13 protein-coding genes are annotated in these 13,496 nt (G+C 63.3%); 5 read left to right on the top strand and 8 right to left on the bottom strand.

Annotated features, from left to right (window positions below; translation table 11 throughout):
- From V8J83_RS00830 to V8J83_RS00840, 3 genes are read right to left on the bottom strand one after another with little or no spacing between them, the layout of a single operon-like run.
- Positions 1 to 891, bottom strand: coding sequence for a PP2C family protein-serine/threonine phosphatase (locus tag V8J83_RS00830; RefSeq protein ID WP_339982408.1), 891 nt, complete (start codon positions 889 to 891; stop codon positions 1 to 3).
- The gene (locus V8J83_RS00835) at positions 881 to 1,633 is read right to left on the bottom strand and encodes an FHA domain-containing protein (protein WP_339982410.1); all 753 of its coding nucleotides are present in this window, start codon (positions 1,631 to 1,633) and stop codon (positions 881 to 883) included. The genes V8J83_RS00830 and V8J83_RS00835 overlap by 11 nt, the downstream gene beginning before the upstream one ends.
- Entirely contained in the window at positions 1,630 to 2,970 is a 1,341-nt protein-coding gene (locus V8J83_RS00840) for a serine/threonine-protein kinase (protein ID WP_339982412.1), read from the bottom strand. The genes V8J83_RS00835 and V8J83_RS00840 overlap by 4 nt, the downstream gene beginning before the upstream one ends.
- Before the next feature lie 593 nt (positions 2,971 to 3,563).
- Between V8J83_RS00840 and pufB the strand changes: the two genes are divergently transcribed.
- The 4 genes from pufB to V8J83_RS00860 all read left to right on the top strand — a co-directional run bounded on the left by pufB (position 3,564) and on the right by V8J83_RS00860 (position 6,305).
- A complete protein-coding gene (gene pufB / locus V8J83_RS00845; protein ID WP_339982414.1) occupies positions 3,564 to 3,719 on the top strand; it encodes a light-harvesting antenna LH1, beta subunit in 156 nt (51 codons plus the stop codon).
- A gap of 15 nt (positions 3,720 to 3,734) precedes the next feature.
- On the top strand, positions 3,735 to 4,097 hold the full coding sequence (locus V8J83_RS00850; RefSeq protein ID WP_339982419.1) for a light-harvesting protein: 363 nt from the start codon (positions 3,735 to 3,737) through the stop codon (positions 4,095 to 4,097).
- Between the two features lie 98 nt (positions 4,098 to 4,195).
- Complete coding sequence (locus tag V8J83_RS00855; RefSeq protein WP_339982421.1) at positions 4,196 to 5,587, top strand: PucC family protein; 1,392 nt, start codon at positions 4,196 to 4,198, stop codon at positions 5,585 to 5,587.
- 67 nt (positions 5,588 to 5,654) lie between these two features.
- Positions 5,655 to 6,305 (top strand): hypothetical protein, encoded by a 651-nt coding sequence (locus tag V8J83_RS00860; protein ID WP_339982424.1) that lies wholly within the window; start codon positions 5,655 to 5,657, stop codon positions 6,303 to 6,305.
- Here the strand turns inward: V8J83_RS00860 and V8J83_RS00865 are convergent.
- Positions 6,293 to 7,186, bottom strand: a complete 894-nt coding sequence (locus V8J83_RS00865; RefSeq protein ID WP_339982426.1) for a hydrogen peroxide-inducible genes activator — start codon at positions 7,184 to 7,186, stop codon at positions 6,293 to 6,295. The two genes, V8J83_RS00860 and V8J83_RS00865, sit on opposite strands and share 13 nt — an antisense overlap.
- Positions 7,187 to 7,321: 135 nt before the next feature.
- Between V8J83_RS00865 and katG the strand changes: the two genes are divergently transcribed.
- Positions 7,322 to 9,493 (top strand): catalase/peroxidase HPI, encoded by a 2,172-nt coding sequence (katG, locus tag V8J83_RS00870; RefSeq protein ID WP_339985928.1) that lies wholly within the window; start codon positions 7,322 to 7,324, stop codon positions 9,491 to 9,493.
- 296 nt (positions 9,494 to 9,789) lie between these two features.
- On the opposite strand, the gene V8J83_RS00875 is transcribed toward katG, so the two are convergent.
- The 4 genes from V8J83_RS00875 to V8J83_RS00890 all read right to left on the bottom strand — a co-directional run bounded on the left by V8J83_RS00875 (position 9,790) and on the right by V8J83_RS00890 (position 13,262).
- Positions 9,790 to 10,086 carry a hypothetical protein gene (locus V8J83_RS00875; RefSeq protein ID WP_339982429.1) on the bottom strand — a complete coding sequence of 99 codons (297 nt, stop codon included), beginning with the start codon at positions 10,084 to 10,086 and terminating at the stop codon, positions 9,790 to 9,792.
- 81 nt (positions 10,087 to 10,167) lie between these two features.
- Complete coding sequence (locus V8J83_RS00880) at positions 10,168 to 11,217, bottom strand: hypothetical protein (protein ID WP_339982432.1); 1,050 nt, start codon at positions 11,215 to 11,217, stop codon at positions 10,168 to 10,170.
- A complete protein-coding gene (locus V8J83_RS00885) occupies positions 11,214 to 11,621 on the bottom strand; it encodes a DUF4383 domain-containing protein (RefSeq protein ID WP_339982435.1) in 408 nt (135 codons plus the stop codon). The genes V8J83_RS00880 and V8J83_RS00885 overlap by 4 nt, the downstream gene beginning before the upstream one ends.
- Before the next feature lie 150 nt (positions 11,622 to 11,771).
- Positions 11,772 to 13,262: an FAD-binding oxidoreductase gene (locus V8J83_RS00890; RefSeq protein WP_339982437.1), complete on the bottom strand. Its 1,491-nt coding sequence runs from the start codon at positions 13,260 to 13,262 to the stop codon at positions 11,772 to 11,774.
- Positions 13,263 to 13,496: the final 234 nt, after the last annotated feature.

Genomic DNA, 13,496 nt, shown 5'->3' on the forward strand with positions numbered 1-13,496 from the left:
TTATGATCCCTTTGGATCGATGTGAACGGTGGGCGCGACGGCGCGGCGCACGGCCTTAAACATCGCGGAGGAGGTCTGAAGCAGACTGCTTTGACGCTCGCGGCTTTTGGTGCGGACTGGACGGATTACCACCAGTGAGGTGTTGTCCTGCTCCGGGTCGTTGAGCGTTTCCAGCGCGTCGAGCAGGTCGCGCGCGATGGCGCGGCTTGACTCGTTTCGGGCGCGCAGCAGCAGCGCTTCGATGATTGGGTCGGGCAGAAATTGCAGCCCGTCGCTGGCCAGGATGAGGATGTCTTCGGGCTTGAGATCAAGCGGGGCCTCGGGGCAATCCACTTCGGCAATCGCGTCACCAGTCAGGGCCGCGGTCAGGCAATTGCGCTGCGGATGGGCGGCGGCCTCGGCCTCGGTGATGGAGCCGTTTGCGGCCATCAGATCAAGCTGCGGAGCCATCGAGTGGTCGGCGTTGAGACGCGCCAGGGTCTGGTTACGAAACAGGTAGAGGACCGAGTCCCCGACAGATGCCCAATGCACCGCGCCATCGGCCACATGGGCCGCCACCAAGGTGCCGCCCATTCCAGCGCGCTCGGGGTTCGACGTGACGCAGGCCTGCAGACCATCGTTGGCCCGGCTCACCGCGCGGCGCAGGGCCACCGGCGGCACGCTTCGGCGTGCAACCTCGTCCAGCGTCAGGGCGGCGAAGACCTCGGTCACGATGGCGCGGCTGGCCAGATCGCCACCGACATGCCCGCCCATGCCGTCCGACAGGATCGCAAAGCCATCGGGCGCGCCATCGGCAAACGCTACCGCCAGCGCATCTTCCTGTCGGGTGCGCGCGCCTTTGGCCAGGGCCGAGGCGACGTCGTATTCGAAGCTGTGGCTGTCATGCGTCATCGGCATCACCCCATGTGAAATCCGCTCCGCAGAACGCATGGAACCGCAGCGTCGTCTTGCCGATGCGGATGTCATCGCCATGGTCGAGCTTCTCGGTGGCCAGCACCGGCATCCCGTTGCGGCGCACAGCGTTGGCCTTGTTGCCATGGCCAAGGAAGAAACAGTTTTGCTCCGGATCGTACATGACCGAGGCGTGGCCACTGCGCGAAATGCTCTCGTCCCCGAAATCGAGGGAGACGTCCTGGTCCGTGCCGCGCCCGATGGTCGAGACATGGGTCGTCACGATAAAATGGGCGCCACGGCCCGGTCCATCGATCACCACCAGAAATCCGGCTGGATAGACTGGGCCTTTGGCGGCAGCGCCGGCAGGATCGGCAGTGACGTCTTCGGCGTGGAAGCCGATGATGCGTGTCTTTGCCCGGCTTGGCGCCGCATCGGCCAGCGGTGCGGGCGGTGTGACCGTTGCGGCCACCGGCGGCGTCGCGGCCGCGGGAGGGGCAGGGGCAGGTGCCGCGACAGGTGCCGCGGCCACGTGCGGCAACGGGCTGGGTGCAGCGCCCGCGGGAGCGTCGTCTTCCAGATCCCAGATCTGACGCTTCTGATCGGGTTCGGGCCGACTGACCACGATGCGTCGGGGCAGGGCGGGCGGCTCAACGTCAGGCGTCGCCTCTGGAGCCGGGCCATCGGTGGATCTTGGGGGGCGCATTCGCACGGCCACGTTGCGTAATCTGTTGATACTCATGCGTTTTCCTCTGCTCGGTCATCCCCGTTCACGGGTTTTGTTGCGGGCGCGGTTGGCTTGGCGAAAAGCGCCCGCCAACCGGATTTGATCGGAGCCGCCGGTTCAGGATCCGCATCTTGGGTCGGCTCCGGACGGTGGTACTTCAGTTGCATCCGCTCAATCGGCTCCAGGCGCGGCTTGCGCGGCCTGGCCGGTTGCAGCGCCGTGGGCGGCTGCGGGTCGGGGGCGTCGTCCAGCTCCGGATCAAGCGCGGACGCCTCCTCCTCCAGATGCAGCGGTACGATCCGCACGGCAGTCTGCGGCGAAGCCGGTTTCGGCTTGGCGGCCTCCGGGGCTTTTGGCGTGAAGTCGCGGAAGAAATCCCGCACCAGTTGCGACACCGTCTTGTCGAGGCTTTGATCGCGTTCGGCTTGCTGGATCAGCTTCTTTTGCCGCAGCCCCTCGTCCATCACCTCTTGCCAATGTTCGGCGTCGTTCAGGCGATCCCTCGGGAACAGCGCCAGACATTGCCAGATCGCGGCGACAAAAGCGACGTCATAGCCGTCGACCTTCGGCTGTTCGGGCAGGGGGTCGATTGCATCGCGCGCGGCGGCGCCCATGCGGGTCTGACTGCTGGGGGGAGCTGTGCCGGTGATTACATGGAAGAAAGTCGCGGCGAGCGCGTAGAGGTCGCTGGCATAGGTTTGCTCGCTTCCGGCAACGTAGAACTCCTGCGGTGAGTAACCGTCCTTTACTGTCTGAAGCTTCGACAGGACCCGGCTGACCCGTGTTGCGTCTTCGCGGGCTGCGCCAAAGTCGATCAGAACCGGCAGATTGTCATCGTCGATCAGAATATTGTCGGGCGAGATATCGCGGTGCAGGATGTCGTTGCGGTGAATATAGCTCAGCGCTTGCAACACCTGCGACAGCAACGCCTTGACGACCTCTGGCGTGAGACGGCCGGGCTCGTTTTCGATCAGGTCCAGAAGCGTGCGCCCTTCGACAAAATCCATCGCCATATAGGCGGTGCCGTTGTCGCGAAAATACTGATGGACGCCGACGATATAGGGGTGCTGCAGGCAGGCCAGCGCGCGCGCCTCTTTCTCGAACAGTTCCAGAATGGCGTCGAACTCGACCGCGTTGCCTTGACTGCGGACGCACACCGTCTGGTTCGAACGAAAGCACATCGCGCTTGGGAAGCATTCCTTTATCACCACGCGCCGGCCCAGGCTGTCGCGCGCCAGATAGGTGACGCCGAAGCCACCGGCGTTGAGGTAGCTGTCGATCCTGTACTGCCCACCACACAGGGTGGCGCCGGGGGGCAGCTCATCTCCCTGGGTGATGTGATCGGGTTCCATGGGTGCGATTGCCTGCTGGTTTCGAGCGCTCGGTCCCGGCCCATCCGGGGGCGCGCCTGTTGCGTCCAATTCGCGCTTGAAACGTGGCGGGAATGTGGCGAAGGGCTGGGCATCGCGGGCACAATAGCTGCAATTCCATTCGATTTTGGCGGGACCCAGAAACACTTTTGCGCGGTGTAAACCTATCGGATTGGCGACTCTCATGTCAGGTTTGGTTGACATGTATTCTGGTCAAGTGGCGGGATATCAGGGCCGCAAGACAGCCGATCTCGTGGCGTTTCTCGCCAATCGGTGCGTTGAATTTTGCAAAACGCTGCAAAGGCAAGGTCGACGAAGCAAGAATGAAAAACACACTTTATCAGGCACTTGGCAGCGGGTTGATTGCAGGTGAAAACAGTGCCTTCGCAGGGTCGGTGTACGGTGGTTAATGTAAGTCACACTTTACAGTTGACGTGTAAGTTTTGTGTGACATTCTTTGAGGTGATGGACCCGGATGCTTGACGAAATGTCATTGCCGCTGCGGGCTCGTCGCTCGCCGGTACGTGGGGCTTGCCCCTCGGACCAAATCTCGAAGTGAAGAGGAGAGGAACATCATGTCTGATGATCCGGATAAAGTCTGGCCCACGGGTCTGACCCTCAAAGAGGCGGAAGAGGTGCATAGCTACCTCATCGACGGCACGCGGGTGTTTGGGGGGATCGCTTTGGTCGCTCACTTCCTCGTGGCTGTTGCAACGCCTTGGCTGGGCTGACGGGAGCAAGATCGCATGAACAATTCAAAGATCTGGCTTGTCGTTAAGCCCACCGTCGGTATTCCGCTGTTTTTGTCAGCGGTCGCCGTCGGCTCTTTTGCGGTGCATGTCGCCGTTGTCAGCAATACCACCTGGGTGTCTGATTTCCTGTCTGGACAGGAACTTGGATCAGGCTCGGCGGCGCTGGAAACGGAAACGAATATCCTGCCTGCAAGTGCCGACGTCACACCTGACGCGCCAATGTATCTCGACGCCGCTGCCGATGATGGCATGACGGTGATCTTGCCCGACGGGCGGACAGCACGGCTTGTCATCGAAGACCCGGTGACGCTGGCCTCTGCGAGCGCATTGATACCAACTGACACGGCGCTGGACTAAGCGCCTTGTTCTTCACGACCGGGGGATAGAAGCGCGCGCCGCTTCTTGACCCGGCCCGGTCGCCATATTTTTCAGCGGCCAGCAGAAACGGGGCATCCGTGAGCGCCATACGTGACAATATCCTGCGCCGGATCACCACGATCACGCCGCGCTACCTGCCGTTTGCCGAAGTCGCCAGCGAAACGGCCCCCCTGTCACGCCTTCTGCGTCTTTCCCTGTTTCAGGTTTCCGTCGGCATGGCTCTTGTGCTGTTGGTCGGCACCCTCAACCGCGTGATGATCGTCGAACTTGGCGTGCCCGCATCACTCGTGGCGATCATGCTGGCCTTGCCACTGATTTTCGCGCCATTCCGCGCCTTGATCGGGTTCAAATCGGATCAACACCGCTCCGCGCTCGGCTGGCGACGCGTGCCCTACATCTGGAAGGGCACCATGCTGCAATTCGGCGGCTTCGCAATCATGCCCTTCGCGCTTCTGGTCCTGTCCGGCTACGATCAGGCCGCCGATGCGCCGCTCTGGATCGGGCGGGCCTCGGCGGCCCTCGCCTTCCTCTTGGTGGGGGCAGGTGTGCACACAGTGCAGACCGTCGGTCTGGCGCTGGCCACCGACCTTGTCCCCGCAGAAGATCAGCCAAAAGTCGTGGGACTGATGTATGTCATGCTGCTGGTCGGCATGATCGTAAGTGCGTTGATCTTCGGCTACCTTTTGTCGGACTACACTCCGGGCCGCCTTGTCCAGGTGGTGCAGGGGGCCGCGGTCACGACCATTGCGTTGAATCTGCTTGCCCTTTGGAAACAGGAGCCGCGCGACCGGGCGCGGGCGGCCAATCCGCCTCCGGTAGAGGCCTTCTCCGACGCCTGGGCCGTGTTCTCGGCCCGCGAAGGGACCATGCGGCTGCTTGTTGTGATCGCGCTCGGGACCATGGCCTACGGTATGGCCGAAGTGCTGTTGGAACCCTACGGCGGCGAGGTCCTTTCGATGTCGGTTGCCATGACGACGCGCCTGACCGCCGTGCTTGCCGCGGGTGGGCTCTTGGGTTTTGGGCTTGCCAGCCATGTGTTGCTACGCGGGGCGGCGCCATTGAACGTTGCGACGTTCGGGGCGGCCATCGGTGTGCCGGCCTTCATCGCCATTGCCATTGCCGCTCAGATGGGTGGCGTGACGCTCTTCACCGCAGGCACATTCGTGTCGGGCGTCGGTGCGGGGCTGTTCGGCCATGGGACGCTCACGGCCACGATGCGACGCGCGCCGCGTTCGCAGATCGGGCTGGCGCTCGGGGCCTGGGGTGCAGTGCAGGCCACCGCCGCCGGGATCGCCATCGCTGTCGGCGGGATCATTCGCGACGTCATTCTTGCCATGCCGGGAACCGTCGGTCCGGCTGCACCTTACATACCCGTTTTCCTGCTGGAAGCCGTCTTCCTATTGGCGGCTTTGTGCGTAATCTGGCGCTTGCATGCAAAAGCGCCTCGAAATCTGGGCCTTGAGCCCTAACATATGGATTTGGTAGTCTTGCATCTGCAAGACACCCGCGTCCGTTCAATTGGGGAGGCCCGCAGAAATGTCCACGATTGTCACCCGGCTTTACGAAGATCCGGCCAACGCCGATGCCGCTGTCGCAACGCTCAAAGCGGAGGGGTTTCCGGAAGATTGCATGAGCGTGGTTGAGCAACGCTCGCGTCGTTCGGCGCAAGACATGATCGAAGAGGCCGGTGTGCCCTCGGATGTCGCGCAGCAATACGCCCAACACCTGTCCGCCAATCGCGCCCTTCTGGTGGTGCGCGCGCCGTTCGTGCCGTTCGGTGCGGCCCGCCGCGCCATCGAGGTTGCCGATACCTATCCGGCCTTCGACGCCGGGGTCGCCAACGAGAACATCAACATCCCCGAAGAGCCCAACCCGGACCTCTTCCTGTCCATCCTGCCGTCGCATCGCCTGTTCCTGACCAACATGCTTGATGTGCGCAATGACTTGAAGCCGCGTGGTTTTTCGCGGGCATTCCGTATTCCTCTTCTGTCCGAGAAGCCCAAGAAGCGGATGCGCCCGGCAGTGATTGATCAGCGGTTCGGCGATTTCCTGTTCCCGCTTCTGGCGCGCAATCGCAAGATGACGAAGAGACATACGATCAACGCGTACTTCGCCGACTTTGCATTGCCCCACATCTGGCGGCGCAAGCCCAAGGCGCGTGTCGGCGCGTGGCGCTACACAACCTGAACCGCGGTTCGCAGCACCTCGGCCATGCCGCCCAACTGGTGGGCAAGGGGGCTGCTTTTACGCCAGATCATCCCGATGGTCCGTTTCGGTTTGCGCCTGCCGAACCGGGACACCGACACAGCGGCGGCGGGCGTTTCCACGGAAACCGCCATCTGCGGGATCAGCGTCACACCGATGCCCGCGCCGACCATTTGCACCAGGGTTGACAGGTTTGAACCATCCAGCCCTTCGCGTGGAAGCGGTGACCGGATGTTGCAAAATTCAAGCGCCTGATCACGAAAGCAATGGCCTTCCTCGAGCAACAACAACCGCATCTGGGCCAGCATTTCGACATCCGGCACCGGCTTTTCCGCGTCTGCGGCGGGGCGGATCAGGACGAATTCCTCCTCGTGAAGGGGCACCTCCGTCAGGCCGGATTCCGATACCGGCAGGGCCACGACTGCGCAATCCAGGCGGCCTGCGCGCAGATCCTCGATCAGCGTCGGGGTTAACGTCTCGCGGATGTGCAGGTCGATGTCCGTGTAGCTTTGGCTGAGAGCGCCGATGATGCGGGGCAAAAGGTAAGGGGCGATCGTCGGAATGATGCCCAGACGCAAGCGCCCGACCAAGCTGGTTTCCGCCGCGCGGGCCAATTCGCCAAGCTCATCCACATCGCGTAGGATCTTGCGTGCGCGCTCCAGAAAACGCTCCCCAAACCCTGTCAGGCGCACCTGTTTTCCGCCGCGCTCAAAGAGCGCCAACCCGAAATTGGCCTCAAGATCCTTGATCTGCATTGACAGTGCGGGCTGTGTCACCGCGCAGGCATCGGCGGCGCGTCCGAAGTGACCGTGGTGGGCCAAAGCCTCGACATAGCGCAATTGTTTGAGGGTAAGATTTATCATCAGGTGAACTTATCGCAGCAATCAGAAAATACAACTGTAGCTAATAGAGTTGGGCTGGTAAAAACGAGGCAATCGCGAGTCGCAAGACCGGTGTGCCGCGTGCCACCTCAACAGCCAGCAGGGAAGAATAAAATGATGGATGGAGCCCCGATTTCGACAGGCCGCTGCCCCGTGATGCACGGACCGGGCAAGCAACCCAGCGCCAGCACCGCAAATGAGCATTGGTGGCCGAACCAGCTCAACCTCAAACCGCTGAACGGCAATTCGCCGAAACTCGACCCGATGGGTGAAGCGTTTGATTACGCAAAGGAATTTCAGAAGCTCAATTTGGAGCAGGTCAAGGCCGACGTCAAAGCGCTGCTGACCGAAAGTCAGGATTGGTGGCCCGCGGATTACGGCCATTACGGCGGCTTGATGATCCGCCTTGCGTGGCACTCTGCCGGAACTTATCGCACCTATGACGGGCGCGGTGGCGCGGGCAATGGCACGCACCGGTTTGCGCCGCTGAACTCCTGGCCCGACAACGGCAATCTCGACAAGGCGCGCCGCCTTTTGTGGCCGATCAAAGAGAAGTACGGCAAGTCGCTGTCCTGGGCCGATCTGTTCATTCTGGCGGGCAACATGTCGCTTGAATCGATGGGCTTCAAAACCTTCGGCTTCGCCGGCGGACGTGAAGACGTATGGGAACCCGACGAGGACATTTACTGGGGGCCGGAAGCTGCGTGGCTTGGTGACGAGCGCTATTCCGGCGACCGCGATCTGGAAAACCCGCTGGCGGCGGTTCAGATGGGTCTGATCTACGTCAATCCCGAAGGTCCGAACGGGACCCCGGACCCGCTGGCCTCGGCCCATGATATCCGCGACACGTTTGCCCGGATGGCGATGAATGACGAAGAAACCGTAGCACTTGTCGCTGGGGGTCACACCTTCGGTAAGGCGCATGGCGCAGGCGATCCCGAACTGGTTGCAGCCGAGCCGGAAGGTGCGCCGTTGGAACAGCTTGGCCTTGGCTGGAAGAACGGCTTTGAATCCGGCAAAGGCATCCATGCCACGACCTCGGGGATCGAAGGCGCCTGGACGCCAAACCCGACGCAGTGGGACATGGGTTATTTTGATATGCTCTTCGGATACGAGTGGGAATTGACCAAGTCGCCCGCCGGCGCGCAGCAATGGCAACCCATCGATCTGAAAGAGGAAGATATGGCGCCCACTGCCGATGGGCAGGGTAAGACCCATATCATGATGACGACTGCGGACATGGCGATGCGCATGGACCCGGCCTATGAAAAGATCAGCCGCGATTTCCACGCCAACCCTGACAAATTCGCAGATGCGTTCGCGCGGGCTTGGTACAAGCTGACCCACCGCGATATGGGTCCGGTGGCGCGCTATCTGGGTCCGGATGTGCCAAGCGAGGAATTGCTGTGGCAGGACCCCGTTCCCGAAGGACCGACGTTGTCGGATGCCGACGTTGCAACGCTCAAGTCGCAGATCATGGACGCCGGTCTTTCGGTGCAGGAACTGGTGCGCGTGGCCTGGGGCTCGGCGGCGAGCTTCCGGGGCAGCGACAAGCGGGGCGGGGCCAATGGTGCGCGTATCCGCCTGGCGCCTGCCAAGGACTGGGAGGTCAACAACCCGGCGGAACTGTCCAAGGTTCTCAAGGCGTTGGAAGGTATCCAGGCCGGGTTCGGCAAGCCCGTTTCGATGGCGGATCTGATAGTTCTGGGCGGCGGTGCTGCGATTGAAGCGGCGGCGAAAGCGGGCGGCTACGACGTCACCGTGCCGTTCAATTCGGGCCGTGGGGATGCGTCGCAGGAGCAGACGGACGTGGAAGCCTACGACGTGTTGGAGCCCAAGTCGGACGCGTTCCGCAACTACCACGCGCCGTTCAGCTTGCGTGAGCCGGCAGATATGATGGTCGACAAGGCGCAGCTTCTGGGCCTGACCATGCCTCAGATGACGGTTCTGATGGGCGGCATGCGGGCGCTTGGGGCAACCCATGGCGACAGTAAACATGGGGTCCTGACCGACACACCCGGTGTGCTGAACAACAAGTTTTTCAAGAACTTGCTGAGCATGGACACGACCTGGACGCCGACGGATAGCGGTGTTCTGGAAGGGCGCGACGCCTCGGGCGCGTTGACCTGGACGGCGACCGTTGTGGACCTTGTATTCGGCTCCAACAGCCAGCTGCGCGCGGTTGCGGAGGTCTATGCCTGCAACGACGCGGACCGGAAAATGGTCGATGATTTCATCGCCGCTTGGGTTCAGGTCATGGAAAACGACCGCTTCGATCTGCATCGCTAAAGCGGATTGAACGTTTGAGATTGGGGGCGCGTCGGGAAACCGGCGCGCCCTTTTTTTATTTGGGCGGCGGGGCTTGGGCTAATGAAACAAGGGCGTTCAGCGGCGTTTGCCGCGATGGTAGGTCAAGGCCATGTCGTTGATATTCTGGAACACGGGTTCGGCAAACCGGGCCTTGGCAACTGCAAAAATGAGCCCGCGCTTGGTTAACAAGCGGGGCAAATGGTCGTGTGGTCAGGCGGATTTGATGGGGGAAGCGATCTGCATGGGCGCAGTGTAGCATGAGGCCTTGCAGGCGCTCAGGGTGTTTCGCGCAGGAAGTTTGGGATGCAGGCCTCGAGCCCTGCCGGCAGCACCAGCCAAGCGCCGGCGGCGTAGAGCTGCGCGGGGAGATTTTCCGTTTCGGAACCAAGGGTTAGAGAGATTGGCGAGCGGCCCGTTATGGCTATATCCGACGGCAATTGGCCGACCAGATCAGTGGGCGGGAAGGGCACGAAGGCGGCGGGCGCGTCGCCTCCAAGGCGCATGACCAGGGCGAGCACGCCGATCCAGGCCACGAAGACCACCGGAAGCGCGATCAGGAGGCGCTTCAACATGTGACCATCGGGGCAGAGATGGTCAGGGTTTGTCCGCGCCGCGCGGGGCCGCGAAACTGTGCCCATCTGGGCGCATCTGCGTCAGTAGTCATGAACATGCTCCAGCGTCAGGCCGCGATCCGCAAGGCTGCGCAGCGCCTCCGCGAGATCGGGGACGGGCACCAGAAACAGGTGCCGCGTGTCGCCGTAGCCCTGCCGGGGGAGGGATGCGAGCGCATCGTCGAAATCGGCCGTGTCGGAGAGGGCGGTAAACAAGATCTGATCATTGCCGGCCATGTCGCGGATCGTGGCACCCTGATCGGCCCATTCGGCGAGGATGCCGGTGAGCACGCGGTAGCGGGGTGTTTCGACCTCGACCCCGCCACCGGGGATCTCGCGCAGGATCGTGACGCCGGTGGTCGCTTCGATCTGGTCCGGCGTGAGGCCGGTGACAACCATCTGCAGGGTGAGATCGTCAAAGCCGGTGGCGGCGACGGCCTGCGCGATGACATCGGCATAGGAGGCGCGGGCGCGATGTTCCAGGCCGAGGGCGAGGCTGCGTTCGCGGTCGCGCAGGGCTTCGGTGGCGGCTGCGTCAAGCGCTGCGGCATCGGCGCGGAAATCGTACTGATACCAAGGGACCTGTTGCAGGAAGGCGGCGTAGCGGGCGGCCTGCTGCGCGGAGAGGTCATCGAGCGGGCTGTGGGCCGGGCCACGCGCGATTGTGGCGACGCGACCAATGGTTTCCTCATAAAGGCCCTTCATCAGCATCTCGACGGTGAAGGACACGCCGATGACATGGACGAGTTGCCGTGTTCCGCCGTCGATCTCGCCCAGATCGGCGGCGGCGCGGGTCAGCGTGCAGAGCGAGGACCAATAGCCGCCGATGGCGCGGATATAGCCGAAGTCGTGCGGATCGCCCGCGTCGATGAGTGTGGCGTAATCGTCATAGGCATGCACGATGTGCCATTCGGGATAGGTCAAGAGGGTGCGGATCTCGGGCCGGGCCTCGGCGCTGAGCGGGGTGGACGGGGTGGGCGTACCGGAGCCGCGGCACATGGTTTCGACATAGAGCGAGGGGGCCGCGAGGGTGAGCACCAGCATCAGGAGAAGCTGAAGCGTGCGTTTGAGGAGAGTGGCGAGGGGTTTCATACGCGGCGGCCCAGGGTGAGGCCCGCGCCAAGCGCGATGGCACCGAGCCCGATGTGCGGCGAGTTGGCGGCAAGGCGCAGGAAGGAGAATTCGGGCCCAAGGCTTTCGTTGGTGAAGATCGCGAAATCCAGAAAGCCCCAGCCGGTGAAGATGCCGAAGATGCCATCGGCGAGGTAGGCGGCCCCGAAGATCAGCAGGAACGTGCGGGCCGAGCGGTTGGAGATCAGCCCAGCGAGGAAGGCCCAGATCGCCGAGGCCAGGTGCAGCGCGTCGTCGAACGGGTCGAGTGCGAAGATGCCGAAGGCCAGGCCGCTGTCGTCGGTCAGGCCGGGAATGTAGTTGATTGCGGCCACCGCGAGGAGCACGGCGGCGTAGACGAGGCAGAGGCGGCGGATCAGGGACATGGGCGGTGGTCCTTATCGAAGCGGCGGGGTTTCGGGGTGGTTTGGGGTGGTTTGGGGGCGCTGCCCCCGTCCTGCGGACTCCCCCGGAGGATTTTTGAAACAAGGAAGGGCGGGGGCGTGTTGAGGCCGGGGTTGCGTCTGGGATCGGTGTCAGAGGGGGGCCATGTAGCTGTCCCAGAGGTTGTTGCGGAGAGTGAGATTCGGGTCGATCTCGCGTTTGAGGGCGGCAAGGTCGGTGGCGCGGGGGTATGCGCGGGTGAATTGATCCTGCGTCGCGTGGGGGCGGTAGGGCAGGTAGTAGCGCCCGCCGATGGCGAGGACGCGCTCGATCAGGGCCTGGGTCATGCGTCGGTGGTCGGCCTCGGCGCGGGCGGTCAGCTCCTGGGTGAAGGACATGACGGCGGCGATGGTCGGGCCGGGGGAGTGGGGCAGGAAGCTGTCGGTGTCGGCGTCGACGAAGCGCAGCGTGACGTTGAGGAATTCAACAAACGCGTCGGGGATCACGTCGCGGCAAGCCGCGAGGAAGCCGTCAAAGGCGTCGAAGGGAATGAAGTATTCGTGTAGGATATCGACGCGGGTCGGGTCTCGGTCATCGAGGGTGACGATGGGTTCGTTCATCAGGCTATTGCGCGTGCTGTCGCCGGCGAAGCGAGGGCCAAGCGCGGTTTCGACCCACCAGCGCCAGTCCTTCATGCCTTCGCGCCCGACCTGGCCACGGTAGAGGTAGGAAGCGGCGTGGGAGAGCCAGCCGCTTTCGGTGGCGGCGGGGATGTCGGATTGGTCGGGGGTGGGAGTGTAGGTGACCACGAGCGCCTCGTCGAAGAGGGTCTCGCGGGTGACGTTGAGCCGCCCGTAAGCCATGGGTTTGGTCGGGTCGTCCACGGCGGCGCGGAAGCGGGCGGGGAAATCGGCGGCGGCCATGGTCTCAAACGCCGGGGTGAGGCGTTGGTTGGGGACCATGTCGACGATCAGGTCGACGATCAGGCCGGTGAGGCCAAAGCCGCCCATTGCCATCTGGAAGAGTTGGGTGTTTTCCGTGCGTGACGCGGTGATGAGATCGCCGGAGGGCAGGACCATGCGGATCTCGCGGACGGTGGCGCCCATCGGGCCGTAGGGAACGGGCCAGCCGTGGGCGCCGACGGAGAACGTGGCGGCGACGCCGAAGTCGTGGTTCGACTGCATCACGGCGGGCGAGAAGCCGATAGGGTCGAGGGCTGCGATCACATCGCGCCAGCGCGCGCCGCCGTTCACGCGGTAGGTTCCGGCGGCGGTGTCGGGCTCTAACCAGGCGTCATCGACGGTGATCGCATGGCCGTAGCGGGGAATGGATTGCCCGCCCATTGAATGGCGCGCGGCGGAGACGCAGACGGGGCGGTCCTCGGACTGCGCGGCGGCGAGTTCGGTGCGGAAGGCCTCGATCAGGGCATCGCCGTGGGCGGCGGGGCGTTGGTGGATGTGGATCGGCGTTGCCATCAGTTCGGAGGCGTCGTTGAGGACGAGCCCCTCCGGACCGGTCCCGATGCGGGCGACGCCGTCCAATTGGCTGAGCCCCGGAGCCCAGGCGCGGCCCGCGAGGTAGCCACCCGCCGCCCCGGCACCGAGGAGGAGAGCGCGGCGGGTGAGTTTGGATGTGCTGGCCATGGGTGGATGCCTCGCTAGTGCCGGGCGCGCCGGGGTCCGCATGTCGATTTTTGAACGATGTTCATTTTCACCAAACACGTAGTGGATAATCCAGCGTGGCAGAAGGTAAGGAAATCCGGAAGCGGAGCGCGGGCCAGGGGACCAGCGGGGCAGGACGTGTTGCGGGACTTGTTGGAAGGGGGGGGAATCGGTCCGCGTTGGGCGGCCCGCTTAGGGTGTGTGACGACGATCGGG

It is taken from the genome of Gymnodinialimonas ulvae (genome assembly GCF_037543845.1).
Lineage (GTDB): Bacteria > Pseudomonadota > Alphaproteobacteria > Rhodobacterales > Rhodobacteraceae > Gymnodinialimonas > Gymnodinialimonas ulvae.